The 14,108-nt window shown below is 42.1% G+C and carries 12 protein-coding genes; 5 read left to right on the top strand and 7 right to left on the bottom strand.

Features of this window, described 5'->3' with window-relative positions; genetic code table 11:
- The first annotated feature begins 47 nt into the window (after positions 1-47).
- Both putP and NSQ17_RS03480 read left to right on the top strand, forming a co-directional pair.
- Positions 48-1,529 carry a sodium/proline symporter PutP gene (gene putP, locus NSQ17_RS03485; RefSeq protein WP_061418249.1) on the top strand — a complete coding sequence of 494 codons (1,482 nt, stop codon included), beginning with the start codon at positions 48-50 and terminating at the stop codon, positions 1,527-1,529.
- Between the two features lie 162 nt (positions 1,530-1,691).
- A complete protein-coding gene (locus NSQ17_RS03480) occupies positions 1,692-2,390 on the top strand; it encodes an MgtC/SapB family protein (RefSeq protein WP_169476135.1) in 699 nt (232 codons plus the stop codon).
- A gap of 44 nt (positions 2,391-2,434) precedes the next feature.
- Here the strand turns inward: NSQ17_RS03480 and NSQ17_RS03475 are convergent, their stop codons facing one another.
- The 5 genes from NSQ17_RS03475 to NSQ17_RS03455 form a co-directional block, all read right to left on the bottom strand.
- Positions 2,435-3,442 (bottom strand): phosphotransferase, encoded by a 1,008-nt coding sequence (locus NSQ17_RS03475; RefSeq protein WP_342467853.1) that lies wholly within the window; start codon positions 3,440-3,442, stop codon positions 2,435-2,437.
- 361 nt (positions 3,443-3,803) lie between these two features.
- A complete protein-coding gene (locus NSQ17_RS03470) occupies positions 3,804-4,964 on the bottom strand; it encodes a CamS family sex pheromone protein (protein WP_223255677.1) in 1,161 nt (386 codons plus the stop codon).
- 42 nt (positions 4,965-5,006) lie between these two features.
- Positions 5,007-7,013 (bottom strand): NAD-dependent DNA ligase LigA, encoded by a 2,007-nt coding sequence (ligA, locus tag NSQ17_RS03465; RefSeq protein ID WP_007496867.1) that lies wholly within the window; start codon positions 7,011-7,013, stop codon positions 5,007-5,009.
- A gap of 44 nt (positions 7,014-7,057) precedes the next feature.
- Entirely contained in the window at positions 7,058-9,280 is a 2,223-nt protein-coding gene (pcrA, locus tag NSQ17_RS03460) for a DNA helicase PcrA (RefSeq protein ID WP_138278189.1), read from the bottom strand.
- Between the two features lie 57 nt (positions 9,281-9,337).
- Positions 9,338-10,030 carry a heptaprenylglyceryl phosphate synthase gene (locus NSQ17_RS03455; protein WP_327855045.1) on the bottom strand — a complete coding sequence of 231 codons (693 nt, stop codon included), beginning with the start codon at positions 10,028-10,030 and terminating at the stop codon, positions 9,338-9,340.
- A 273-nt stretch (positions 10,031-10,303) separates the two neighbouring features.
- Between NSQ17_RS03455 and NSQ17_RS03450 the strand changes: the two genes are divergently transcribed.
- Positions 10,304-10,705, top strand: coding sequence for a DUF2283 domain-containing protein (locus NSQ17_RS03450; protein ID WP_234833540.1), 402 nt, complete (start codon positions 10,304-10,306; stop codon positions 10,703-10,705).
- A gap of 1 nt (position 10,706) precedes the next feature.
- On the opposite strand, the gene NSQ17_RS03445 is transcribed toward NSQ17_RS03450, so the two are convergent.
- Positions 10,707-10,937: a hypothetical protein gene (locus NSQ17_RS03445; RefSeq protein ID WP_017366762.1), complete on the bottom strand. Its 231-nt coding sequence runs from the start codon at positions 10,935-10,937 to the stop codon at positions 10,707-10,709.
- A gap of 139 nt (positions 10,938-11,076) precedes the next feature.
- Between NSQ17_RS03445 and NSQ17_RS03440 the strand changes: the two genes are divergently transcribed.
- Together NSQ17_RS03440 and NSQ17_RS03435 are read left to right on the top strand one after the other, a co-directional pair.
- On the top strand, positions 11,077-12,657 hold the full coding sequence (locus NSQ17_RS03440; protein ID WP_024719408.1) for an FMN-binding glutamate synthase family protein: 1,581 nt from the start codon (positions 11,077-11,079) through the stop codon (positions 12,655-12,657).
- A gap of 93 nt (positions 12,658-12,750) precedes the next feature.
- On the top strand, positions 12,751-13,266 hold the full coding sequence (locus NSQ17_RS03435) for a DUF3916 domain-containing protein (RefSeq protein ID WP_025206871.1): 516 nt from the start codon (positions 12,751-12,753) through the stop codon (positions 13,264-13,266).
- A 79-nt stretch (positions 13,267-13,345) separates the two neighbouring features.
- Here NSQ17_RS03435 and NSQ17_RS03430 read toward each other — a convergent pair whose 3' ends face one another.
- A complete protein-coding gene (locus NSQ17_RS03430) occupies positions 13,346-13,660 on the bottom strand; it encodes a YerC/YecD family TrpR-related protein (protein WP_007496879.1) in 315 nt (104 codons plus the stop codon).
- Between the last annotated feature and the right edge of the window lie 448 nt (positions 13,661-14,108).

The raw sequence follows: 14,108 nt of genomic DNA, 5'->3' as shown, positions 1-14,108 counted from the left end.
TTGATTGAGGTGATGTCAAATTAATACGAAAAAGGTGATATGGAAACATGAGTATTGAGATTGTAATTTCTCTATCTATTTATTTTATTGGAATGCTTGCTATTGGCTGGTATGCATTCAGAAAAACAAATGACTTGAATGATTATATGTTAGGCGGACGCGGGTTAGGTCCTTATGTAACGGCTCTATCTGCTGGTGCAGCTGATATGAGTGGGTGGATGCTGATGGGGCTTCCAGGCGCTATGTATACAACTGGTCTTTCATCTGGATGGCTTGCTGTTGGTTTAATTAGTGGGGCTTACTTAAACTATCTATTCCTAGCGCCACGATTGAGATCGTATACAGAAGTTGCTGATGATGCGATTACCATTCCAGACTTTTTTGACAAACGGTTTAAAGACTCATCTACTTTATTGAAAGCTGTCTCAGCTGTCATCATTATGATTTTCTTTACGCTTTACACCTCATCAGGTATGGTATCAGGCGGACGCTTATTTGAATCAGCGTTTGGTGCTCATTATATGTTTGGTTTAATCTTAACTTCTAGTATCGTAATTTTGTACACACTATTCGGCGGCTTTTTGGCAGTTAGTTTAACTGATTTTGTTCAAGGAGCTATTATGTTTTTAGCATTAGTGCTCGTGCCGATCGTTGCCTTTACTCAATTAGGTGGACCTGTTGCCACATTCAATGATATTCAACAGATTGACCCTAAATTGCTTGATATTTTTAGAGGAACGAGCGTCATTGGCATTATTTCCTTCCTCGCTTGGGGACTCGGTTACTTTGGACAGCCGCACATTATTGTTCGCTTTATGGCGATTACGACTGTAAAAGATTTAAAGCCAGCACGTCGTATCGGTATGAGCTGGATGATTGTGTCTGTCATTGGTTCACTATCTGTCGGTTTAGTCGGCGTGGCGTATGTTCATGAAACAAGCACCACTTTGGCAGACCCAGAAACCATCTTTATTGTGTTTTCTAAAGTGTTATTCCATCCATATATTACTGGATTTTTACTTTCTGCCATTTTAGCTGCAATTATGAGTTCAATTTCTTCTCAGCTACTTGTCACTGCAAGTGCGATGACAGAGGATTTATACCGTACATTCTTTAGAAGAAAAGCCTCTGACAAAGAACTTGTGATGATTGGACGTATCTCTGTACTAGTCGTAGCGATTGTTGCCATTTGTCTCTCTCTAAACCCAAGTGATACCATTCTTGACCTTGTCGGTTATGCTTGGGCTGGGTTTGGATCTTCATTCGGTCCAGTCATCTTGTTATGTCTATACTGGAAACGAATGAATCATCATGGCGCTTTAGCCGGAATGATTGTTGGGGCTGTTGTCGTTCTCGTTTGGATTTCAACAGGCTTAAACAACACGACTGGATTGTACGAAATGGTTCCTGGATTTATTTTAAGTGGTTTGACTGCTATTATTGTCAGCCTCTTAACAAATAAACCGTCTAAAGCTTCTAAAAAGCTATTTAGCAAAATGGAAGACCATCTCGAAGAAGAAACAAAATAACCAGACATGAGGAGTCATCTGCATTATGCGGATGACTCTCTTTATTTTTAAATAAAATGCTTTTCTTTCTCCCGTTTCTGAATAAAATAGAAGTTGTGCAGCCATATGGGCTGTGAGAAGATCATATACATGATGTGAAACGTACATGAAGTGAAAGGAGCGATACGCATGTTTTGGACAATTGAATGGGATACGGTCTTAAAATTAGCCGTTGCCACCTTAATCGGTTTGATCATCGGTCTTGAACGCGAACTTAAGAAAAAGCCGCTTGGGCTGAAAACGTGTATTGTCATTGCTGTCAGCTCCTGCGTATTAACCATCATCAGCATTGATGCAGCCTACAATTTCCCTCGAGTCTCTAAGCTTCAAATGGACCCACTCAGGTTACCGGCGCAAATTATATCTGGTGTTGGTTTTATTGGAGCAGGTGTGATTCTTCGCAAAAGCAATGACGTCATCTCAGGTCTTACGACATCTGCGATGATTTGGGGAGCAGCAGGACTTGGGGTTGCAACAGGTGCAGGTTTTTATAAAGAAGCCTTCCTTAGTCTTTTCTTTATTCTTGTCAGTGTGGAATTTTTACCTTGGCTCTTCCAGCGGATTGGACCCATTCGCTTACAGGAAAAAGAAATCCGCATCAGAATGTCACTTTCTGATCGAAACCGTATGACAGAGATTTTAAAAGAAATGAAAGCACTCAATATTCGTATTCATTCTGTACGTATTGATGATTTAAAGGAAAAGGACTATCCGATCATGGAAGTACGTGTTCGCGTACATAAAGACCGCTATACAACCGATGTGTACTTTGATATTAAAGATTTAGAAGGCGTTGTTGGTGTGAAGTGTGATACGGTTTAGGATAAAAAGCCCCTTGCTATGTGAAACAGCAAGGGGCTTTCTATTTATGTTGTTAGCTGATGAAAGTCAAAAGGCGTAATTGGGGTTTTGTCCTCAATCTCCTTTCGAAAACGCGCCAGCATGGCACTTTCTTCAGCGCTTAGTGTTCGGAGATCAAATGCTTGATGTAAAAGCCCATAAATAAGCATATGACGCAGCATAAGGAAATCTGGTATTGTCGCCAGCCATGCGTCATCAAGCTCATTCTCCTGTCGATAGCCTTTGAGAAAATGGCTCATAAATTCACCCGTAAATTCAGCTTTATCCTCATACGGAATCACCGGATACCAAAGAACGTTGTATAGCAAAATGCTTATATCATTGATAAACCAGTGATACCCACAATCATCAAAATCAAATGCAATGATTTCTCCCTGATGATAATGGAAGTTCCCGTGATGTAAATCCGCATGCACCAGTCCATAGACATCCTTGGATATTCGGATCTGGTGAAGCTTTTGCATCAGTTCATCTTTTCTCTGCAACACAACCGTTTGATCAGAAGGAATATACGTTTCAAGCTTTAATTGCTCCTCCTCATACCACTCTTGACGCTTATAGCGAGGATCTTTCACTTGATATTGTTTAGTCGTTTGATGCATACGCCCAGTATAGGCTCCTAACGCTTGAAACAACTGTCCATTCCAATCTGCTTCGGTCACTTTTCTGCCGGGCGCCTTTTCGTACACTCTCAGCAAAAAAGCGCCTCCTGCTTGATCGGGAATCGCTTCAACATCTTTTCCTCTTGTGGATAAAACCGGTTTAGCTACTGAGATTCCATGTTGAAATAAATACCGAATCCAGTCCATTTCTCCTAAAATATATGTGCGGGAGCGGCGAATGGTATGGGTAATTTTCAATATATAACTTGACCCTTTTTCATCCGTATATTCATACACATAATTTTCTGCATCGGCTAGAAATGTGACCTGTTCTGGCTGAAAATGATAGAGTAGAGCCGCTTTCTTTAAGACCATTTGTTCATCGTATCGTGCTTTTACTTCTTTATGCATGCTGATTCTCCTTTTATCGTCTTTTTACTTATACATGACGGTAATCAGCATTTATACGAGCATCAACATACCTGCCTTTCCTTTTGGTTTCTTCACATACTTTGACAAAAGTTGAAAAATTCCTCTAATTAGAAATAAAAAACCGCCAAAAGGCGGTTTTCAGATGGTTGACAAAGGGCGAAAATGAACTTGATTTTAGCCCTTTGTCTTCTTTTCAGCGTAATAGAAAACCTTTGCAGCCCTAGGAAGGACGAGTACTGGCGCGGAGCGAATTTCACATTCGTGAGCACCAGCACGCAGGACTGACAAAGAATGCGAGGGTTTGTCTACACGCTAAAAACCGCCAAAAGGCAGTTTTTATTTAGTCATATATATGGACCGTTGGTTCTTTGTCTTCAGCATTTTTTGTGATGAGGGCTTCTTGCTGATCAGAAGAGGTGATGTTGATTTCTATATTGGTGCTCTTATAGTAATCCATGACTTCACCTGTTAAGTATTGCGTGAATGCCACGACTTCTGTTTTTCCGTAGAATTGCATTGGAATTTCTACTTTCATTTTTTGCAAGTTCCCGTTTTTATAGAAACCTTTGCCTACCACACCTGTGTAATTCGGGAAGTAGTCTTCTACCTTTGTCTTAAAGCGGTCAAATCGCTCTGAATCATCTTTGTAGCTGCTCTTGGCATTATCTGAAGGGAAGAAGACATTCTCTTCTTTAATCGTATCCCAACTGCCAATATCAGCTGATCCTGCTTTTACATCGGTTTTAGCGATGAAGTTTCCTGGAACAATAGATGATTTTGGTGCTTGTTTATAAAGAGCAATCATGACTGGGACTTTTTGCAGTCCGTCCATTTGACGAAGGCGTTTAATGACTTGTTCCGCAATTTTTTCGCCCTCTGCTAAAAGTTTCTTTGAATTTTTCGATGAATCGATGGTCACCTCTTGCTGAGGATCCCCGATATTTTCGCGATAATAATAGACAGAGTTAAGCGCAAGACCGATGACAACCCCGCCAAGCTGTAAGCTATTTTTATCTTTTCTGATTAAGTAATTATGTTCTAGCATGGAAGCTAAGTAGATTGGACTATTTTCATTTTTTGACTTTGTTGAACCTGAGTTTGGAAGAGCAGGGTTTAAGCCTAAGTTCTTAAAGTCTTTGTCTTCTTTTTCAGCTTTTTTCAGATCACTGCCTGTTTTTTTGCGGGCAAGCCAGCTGAGAACAGTATCTTCATCTAAATGCTGTCCTTCTTGGAACAAATAGTCGTTTGTATTGAATGATTCTGTTGCCAGGCGCATGAGTCCTGTTTCAAATTCATCAATGTCTAAGCGTGTATTGAGACGCTCTGCTGTTAGTCCTCTTGCCGCTCCTTGTTTAAACGGCAGCACCATTTTGTAATAGGAATCAGAGATGTTGTACATTGGGATGATCGCTGTTTCTTTCGTTTCATCCGTTTTTTGTGTGACCTCTTCCTCATCCTTTCCCCCAAAAGGTGCACACGCTGACAATACCAGTGTGAGCATTGTCAGCAGCAATAGCAACTTTTTCAATAGAAAACACTCCTCTTATTTCTTTAGCTCCTCGAGCATTTTGGCTTCGTCCCAAATTTCAATATTGAGTTCTTCTGCCTTTGTCAGCTTACTTCCAGCTGCTTCGCCGGCAATGACTAAGTCTGTTTTTTTACTTACGCTACCGGCTAACTTGCCGCCTAATGCTTCGATCGCTGCCTTTGCATCATTACGAGACATTTCTTCTAATTTCCCCGTCAGCACAATCGTTTTTCCTGCAAAGTAGGAATCACTTTCTTCTACTTTCACCGGTTTTGGCCCTGTGTAGGTCATATTGACCCCAAGTTCTTTTAGTTCATTTAGCAGATCTAGTATTTCTTCTTTCTCAAAGTACGTGACAACTGCATCGGCCATTTTTTCACCAATTTCATCTACTTCAAGTAATTGTTCTTTCGTTGCTTGTTTTAACTGATCGATATCCTCAAAGTGCATGGCCAACGTCTTCGCTGCTTTAGAACCAATAAACCGAATACCGAGTCCAAATAATAAACGTTCAAGAGAGTTTTCTTTCGATTGCTCGATCGAACGCAGTAAGTTATCGACTGATTTTTCGCCCATTCGTTCTAGCTGAATCAACTCTTCTTTTGTTAAACGGTAAAGGTCTGATACACGAGAGACAAGTTGTTCTTTGAAAAGTTGTGTAATGACTCGCTCGCCTAGCCCATCAATATTCATCGCATTACGAGACACAAAGTGAATGAGTCCTTCACGTATTTGAGCGGGGCATTGTGGATTGATGCACCGAAGCGCCACTTCTCCTTCAATTCTGACCAGCTCACTATGACACTCTGGACATTCAGTCGGCATGTGAAACGGCTTTTCTTCTCCTGTTCGCTGATCAACAAGAACCCCTGCAACCTCTGGGATAATATCGCCCGCTTTTTTGACAATCACTTGATCAAAAAGGCGGATATCCTTCTCTTTGATCAAATCTTCATTATGAAGAGAAGCACGTTGCACTGTCGTCCCTGCCACTTTTACAGGCTCAAGAATCGCTGTTGGGGTGATGACGCCAGTACGCCCCACACTTAGTTCAATATCAATCAGCTTCGTCACGACTTCTTCGGCCGGAAATTTGTACGCAACAGCCCAGCGTGGACTTTTTGCTGTGAAGCCTAGTTCTTCTTGCTGAGCCAGTGAATTGACTTTAATAACAATGCCATCGATTTCGTATGAGAAATCAGCACGCTTTGTTTTCAGTGTTTCAATGAGGTCGATCACTTCTTCAATGGTTTGGCACATCCGTCTTTCTTTGTTCGTTTTAAAGCCAAGCTCATCGAGAAGATCAAGTCCTGCGCTTTGCGTTTCAACACCAATTTCATCAAGCTCCGCTATACTGTAGACGAAGATATCAAGGTTTCGTTTCGCTGCAATTTTCGTATCGAGCTGACGAAGTGAGCCAGCAGCCGCATTACGCGGGTTCGCAAACGGCTCTTCTTCGTTTTGTAATCTTTTTTCGTTAAGGGCTTCAAAAGAAGGTTTTGGCATAAATGCCTCGCCTCTCACTTCAATCGACAGAGGCCGATTGATTTTGAGCGGGATGGAACGAATGGTTTTGAGGTTCTCGGTAATATCCTCACCTGTTGTCCCATCACCCCGCGTGGCACCCCGGACAAACACGCCATTTTCATAACGGAGAGAAACAGCGAGTCCGTCAATTTTCAGCTCGACATTGTAAGCGACGTCGTCACCGACTGCCTGACGAACCCGGCGGTCAAAATCAAGAAGGTCCTGTTCATGAAACGCATTGCCGAGACTGAGCATCGGTGTACCGTGACGTACTTTTTGGAAGGCGTCTAAAACAGCACCTCCTACTCTTTGCGAGGGTGAATCCGCTGCTTTTAAATCAGGGTATTCTTCCTCCAGAGAGATCAGCTCACGCATCCGCGCATCATATTCAGCGTCAGGAACACTTGGACGATCCAGTGTGTGATATTCGTAGTTGTATTGATTCAAAATCTGGTGTAGTTCCTCGATCCGGCGTTTCGCTGCTTCTTTATCCATCTGCTTCTTCCTTTCACTTCATCCGTTTTGTCAGTCCTATCAGTTTATTGCTTTTCGATTGGCGCAAATGCGGCAAGGAGACGCTTAATGCCTGTAGGGCTTGGGAAGGCAATATCAAGCTCTGTACTATCCCCACTACCTTTTACACTCACAACCGTGCCAACGCCCCATTTTTTATGAGCGGCTTTATCACCGACAGCCCAGCCAATGCTGCCGCCGCCTGTGTTTTGAATGGTTTGCGTTTGGGGACGTGAGACAGGCCCTCGCCTTTGTGGTCTTTCTCTCGTTTGGCCAAACGGTGTTTTCGTTTCTTTTTTCTCATTTAGGTTGTCCAATAAATCAGCTGGTATTTCTCTGATAAATCGTGATTCCATATTCATGTTCGTCCGGCCGAATAACGTTCTCATCTTCGCACTTGATAAATAAAGCTCTTCTTCGGCCCGTGTGATCCCTACATAAGCAAGACGGCGCTCTTCTTCCATCTCGGCATCTTCCATTAGTGAACGGCTGTGCGGGAAGACGCCTTCTTCCATACCCATTAAGAACACAACAGGGAATTCAAGTCCTTTTGCTGCGTGGAGGGTCATTAAAATGACCGCATCCTGATCTTCTTCCTCAGCCTCATCCAGCTTATCAATGTCTGCGACGAGGGCGAGGTCTGTCAGGAAGGTGACAAGTGATTTATCTTCATTTTGTTCTTCAAAGTTTTTGGTGACCGATAGAAACTCGTCAATATTCTCTAAGCGGCTTTGTGCTTCAATCGTTTTTTCAATCTTCAGCGCTTCACGGTAACCTGTTTTCTCTAGGATCTCTTCCGTTAATTCAGTGACAGATAAATAATCCTGCATGTTTGTCATTTGGTCAATGAGCTGTTTGAACTCATCAAGTGCATTGGCTGCTCTTGCACTGAGTCCAATGAAATCCACCTGACCAAGGGCTTCAAACATAGAGAGATCATTCATTTCTGCGTATGCGGCAATTTTATCAACAGAAGTCGCCCCAATTCCACGCTTTGGTACGTTGACAATGCGCGCAAAACTAATATCGTCATCTGGATTTGACACAAGGCGTAAGTAAGCCAAAATGTCCTTGATCTCTTTTCTGTCATAGAACTTCGTGCCGCCGACGATGTTGTATTGAATGTTTGCCTTCATTAACGTTTCCTCTATGACACGTGACTGAGCGTTCGTTCGATAGAGGATCGCAAAATCAGATAATTTACGCTTGCCGCTCTGATGGAGCTGACGAATCTTTCCAGCGACAAATTGACCTTCACCGAATTCATTATCTGCGCGGTAATAGGCAATCTTCGCTCCTTCGTCATTTTCTGTCCAAAGGTTTTTTGGCTTACGGTTTGAATTGTTTTGAATGACCGTGTTTGCGGCATTCAGAATACGTTTAGTTGATCTGTAATTTTGCTCAAGCAAAATCACTTCACTGGACGGATAATCTTTTTCAAAGGAAAGAATGTTTGTAATATCCGCTCCACGCCAGCGGTAGATGGACTGATCCGAGTCACCGACCACACATATATTTTGAAAACGCTGAGCGAGCAATTTCACAAGCATGTACTGCGCTCTGTTTGTATCCTGATACTCATCGACATGAATGTATTGGAATTTTCGCTGATAGTGTTCTAATACTTCAGGGATCCGCTCAAACAGACGAATCGTCATCATAATAAGATCATCAAAATCGAGTGATTGGTTCTTGAGTAATCGTTTTTGATAATCTGTGTAGACGTCGCTGACCACTTGATCATAGAAATCACCAGCAGTTTTAGCGTATTCCTCTGCGTCAATGAGTTCGTTTTTTGCACTACTGATTGAACCTAAAATACTACGTGGATCAAACTTTTTAGGATCGATATTTCGTTCTTTTAAAATGTTTTTAATGACTGAAAGCTGATCAGATGTGTCTAATATAGAAAAGTTGCGATTCACACCAATACGGTCAATATCGCGTCGTAAAATGCGCACACACATACTGTGGAACGTAGAGATCCAAATGTCATCCGCACCAGGCCCTAAAATCGCTTGTACACGCTCACGCATTTCTCTTGCTGCTTTATTTGTAAAGGTAATCGCTAAAATATTCCACGGTGCCACATGCTTTTCTGCCATTAAATACGCAATTCGATGCGTGAGCACTCGTGTTTTTCCACTACCTGCTCCTGCCATCAGTAGCAGCGGCCCGTCTGTTGCTTTGACCGCTTCTTTCTGCGCGTCATTCAGCCCTTCTAATAGATGATTCGATATTTCATTCATTTCATTCACCGCCAATTCGAACTTATGTTCTATTTTAACCCGTTTCGTCTTGTTTGACTATGATGACTTTTTCACTGCGTCGACTGTCTTTAACGCTTCTTTAAAATTGTCATAAATGACGTTTCCCACTACGACAACGTCTGCATGCTGTGCAAAGTCTTTCGCCTGCTCTTTGCTTTCAATACCGCCGCCATAAAATAGAACCGTTTCATGTAGCACTGCTTTGGTTTCTTTCACAAGCTCTATGTCTCCAAGCGTCCCGCTGTATTCTAAGTAAAAGATGGGCAGTTTCATCAAGTGCTCTGCCACTCTCGCATATGCCCTTACGTCATCTATATCCAGCGACGTATTGGCCTCTGTCAGCTTAGCCGCTTTACACTCTTCGTTTAAGATGACATATCCTTCCGGCACAATCTCTTCCATTGACATCAAATCACCGTATTCCTTCATCGCATCCTTATGCAGACCAACAATCCAATCAGGATGAGCGCTGTTTAACACAGTGGGGATAAAATACAGGTCAAAGCCAGGCACAATCATCTCATGTGTCGAGATTTCAAGAACACATGGCACAAGAAAGCGGCGCACCTTTGACATCAGTTGCAGCACATTGTCTTCTGTCACGTTGTCACTGCCGCCAATTAAAATGGCATCCGTACCGGATTCACAAATCGCTTCAAGTTGTTCATCGGAAATCTCTTTATTTGGATCGAGTTTAAAGACATGCTTCCACTCGGTAACATCATACATGAAAAACGTTCCTCCATTCGTTTCATTCCATTTAAATATTATAACAAAATCAGACACCGCAAAAAATGGGTAACCTCCTTCAGCTAAAAGTTTCATTCTTTTGAAAATAGTCGATTTTCACTTTAGGCGAGGTGAATGGAGACTATATGAAAAGCTCCACTTCAAGAGGAGCCGAGGGAGATCAATAGATGGATGCTGAACTGAAATGAGAGCTACTTCATCTCATCACATGATATTATACATGAAAGGAACATTTTACTATCGACCAAGCAGGTGAATGATTTGAAAAGAACCATCACATATGATCAAACGATCGACATCGGATACATCTATCTCATCCCGCCTCGAATCGGGACAATCAAAGAAACCATTGAATTAGACGTGAATGAATGTGTGAACGTAGACATCGACAAAGAGGGCCGAGTGGCTGGGCTGGAGTTATTTGCAGAAGAAGCCAAGGTGTTGAAGCACACACCCGTTTATGAGGACGAGCTTTCGTTACGTTTCACGGATCAGGAAGTTCTCTCAACCTATCATTTATCGGGCATTGAATTTCTTTTCTCGACGCCTGATCACGAAGGGTTGATCGGTTTTACGATTGTCGATCCTCTTCGATATCACATCAAAAAAAAGACAAGAAAAAACCGTTTTGAATGGTCAAAACGGTTTTTCTAAACTATTGTCTCACTTCATTAAAATAATGAACAGATGTCATGGCCCCTTCATCGACCATCTTGTTGTCTTGAATATCTAACGGATCAGGGTGACCAGCTTTTTCAGGAACCTTTTCATCTGAGCGGAACATGCTTGCCCATTTTTTGAGATGCTGTTTATTTTTCACTGCTAATAACACGGCACCACCAACCCCTAATCCTGCAAGTACATACGCATTCGGACGCTTATTCATGTATGTTCCCTCCCCTTATGATCTTATTTGTAAGTTACCCTGCCTTTTCATTTCTAAACGTCACAATCTGTTGAAGTGGTTTCTCTTTCAATGAAAAGTGGAATAACAACAGTAATGATAGAGAAAAGAGGGGATTTTCGTGACAACAACTTTCATTGTCATTGGCGCATTATTAGTGATTTTTTTCATCATACCAATCATTTTATTCATCTGGATTTGGATGCGAGATGAAAAACAGGAAGAGCATTCTGTCCTACGAAATTATCCGGTCATTGGAAAGCTACGGTTTATTTTTGAAAAAATAGGACCTGAGCTTCGTCAATATCTGTTTCTAAATGATCGAGAGGAGCTTCCTTTCTCAAGAAGAGAATACGAGCAAGCTGTCATGTCTGGGAAGTACAAAAGCCGGACAATGGGCTTTGGATCAAAACGTGATTTTGACAAGCCTGGTTACTATATTCGCAACGTCCTATTTCCAAAGCAGCGAGATGAGTTACGCATCGATCAATCTGAAAAAATCCAAACAAAAGTGTATCAGATCGATCAAGACAATTTACTGAGAAGAAGTGAACATACCAAAGAGGTCGAAGCAAAACCTTACTATCTCCATCAAGACGATGTACAAGTGATAGGCGAGCACACATGTCAAAAGCCTTTTCGTGTAAAAGGCCTGATTGGTCAGTCAGCCATGAGCTACGGATCTTTAGGCGACAGGGCCATTACAGCATTATCCTCAGGATTAAAGATGGCTGGCGGTACGTGGATGAACACAGGTGAAGGCGGGCTTTCGCCTTACCATCTCAAAGGGGGCGCCGATATCATTTGCCAGATTGGGCCTGGTTTATTTGGGGTTCGAACAGAGGATGGCGCATTTTCGTTTGAAGAGTTTAAGAAAAAAAGTGAACATGATGAAGTAAAAGCCTTTGAACTCAAGCTAGCACAAGGAGCAAAAACACGCGGAGGACACATTGACGGTGAAAAAGTCACAGAAGAAATTGCCCAAATCCGTAAACTGCCGCCGCACCAATCCATTGACAGTCCGAACCGGTTCGAGATGTTTCACTCCATTCCTGACATGCTTGATTTTATTGAACAACTGCGAAACATCGGCGGAAAACCAGTTGGAATCAAGCTAGTTGTTGGACATAAAGAAGATATCGAGGAGCTTGCTCTCTATATGAAAAAAAGCGGAAAACATCCTGATTTCATTACAGTGGATGGTGGAGAAGGTGGCACAGGTGCTTCCTTTCATGAACTGGCTGATTCCGCAGGCCTGCCCATTTTCACCGCACTGCCGATGGTCCATCAAATTTTGAAGAAATATGGGGTTCGAGATCAACTCAAGCTGTTTGCGTCTGGTAAACTTCTCTCCCCTGATAAAATCGCCATTGCCCTTTCCATGGGAGCGGATTTTGTGAATATCGCACGGGGCTTGATGTTCTCGGTTGGCTGTATTCGGGCGCAAGTATGCCACACGAATAAATGCCCTGTTGGGGTTGCCACCACAGATCCAAAGCTGCAAAAGGGTTTATCCATTGAAGAAAAGAAATACCGCGTCTGTAATTATATCCTTTCTCTTAGAGAAGGTTTGTTTAATTTATGCGCAGCAGCTGGAATTGAATCTCCCATTCATTTTAATGAGAAACATATTATTTTTAGACAAGAAAACGGCCAGACAAGTGAAGTCCCTATGTTCTCAGGCACAGAGCAGTCTGTCTAGCTTAAAAAGGTGCGTTTCCGCACCTTTTTTCGTTGACATTCTTGCTCAATCACGTATAAAGAACTTAATAGATCTTTGATAAGGAGAAAGAGTATGCGTGAAAAAAAGGTCCGCGGTATGAAACGAAAGACTCAACAGATCATAAAAGAAATGAACGCAAATACGCAGTCGTTTCCGGCGAATGTTTCTGACTACTGGCACCTTCCTCTACCAGCGGCTTATGATTTTATGACTTCCAACAGAACACCGAAAAAGATCAAACGTCTATGCATTCAAACTCTATTGAATAGAGCTGAGCATCTCATTGATTTGAAACCAAACGACGGGGACATATATCGTGTCGTGGTCGCAGTCGATCTGCCTGGATTATGGCATTCACAAATCATTGTGTTTAAAGGGGATTCTTATGTGAAAGATTTCTTCAACAGACAAGATGAGTATCAGACATGGCTTCCCCTTTCTGATCAGAGAAATATTCAAAAAGAATGGGATTTATCTGTTGCGCAAAATATGCGAACCATCGGTTTTAAGGAAGTGATCACTGATGACGATGAAGTGTCCTATGAAGGTGAACGATGGTTTATGGGAGAACTTGATGATATCAAATAGAGCCATTTCAACTGAAATGGCTCTATTTGTTCAACTTCAAAACGACAAATCATAAAGAATGTCTGCAGTGAAAGCTACTTTATTTTGTTTCGTCCGTTGCTTGTTGCTCTGCTACGCGGTCAAGTGCCATCGTATAGGCATCATTTCCGTAGTTCAAGCAGCGTTTGACACGTGAGATAGTGGCTGTACTTGCACCTGTTTCCGTCTCAATTTTATGATACGTATTTCCCTCGCGAAGCATACGCGCTACTTCAAGACGCTGTGATAAAGATTGGATTTCATTGATGGTGCACAAATCATCAAAAAATCGATAACATTCTTCCAGGTCTTTAAGGGATAAGATGGAGTTGAATAGCTGATCTAAGCTTTTGCCCCTTAATTTATCAATTTGCATCTTTATACATCTTCTCCTTTACTATTGGCACACCGCTCCGCACTGACTTTTCCGAGAAAGCGGTATCTTTCCTGACTCATTTTTTTCAACCTCAGCAATGAGCTTTGAACGAATCATGACAGGTTTGGTTCTACGCTGAAAATGCCATCAGGTTCTTTCGTAAGCCGAAGCTTCTTTATCGTAAACAAATTCGACAAGTTTTGTCATATTCCTTGTGCGACAATCTGACAAACTTGTTTGCCTCCGATATCTAGAACACTTCTGCTCTGTTAAGTCTTTCCCTAAAAAACAGTATGTGTAGAAAGCTTGGCGAGACGACAAACCTGCGCCCCGCCTTGCTTAATTATTCAAAATATGTTGGTCGGCCAGCGTAACCGACAGATTCATTTTACAATTGGGCACTTCATTCGTCATGTCAAAGCCCTATGCTTTGTCACCATATCTAGCA

It is taken from the genome of Bacillus sp. FSL W8-0629, assembly GCF_038593225.1.
GTDB classification, from domain to species: Bacteria; Bacillota; Bacilli; order Bacillales; family Bacillaceae; genus Bacillus; species Bacillus altitudinis.
This window is presented reverse-complemented; position numbering and strand designations above follow the sequence as displayed.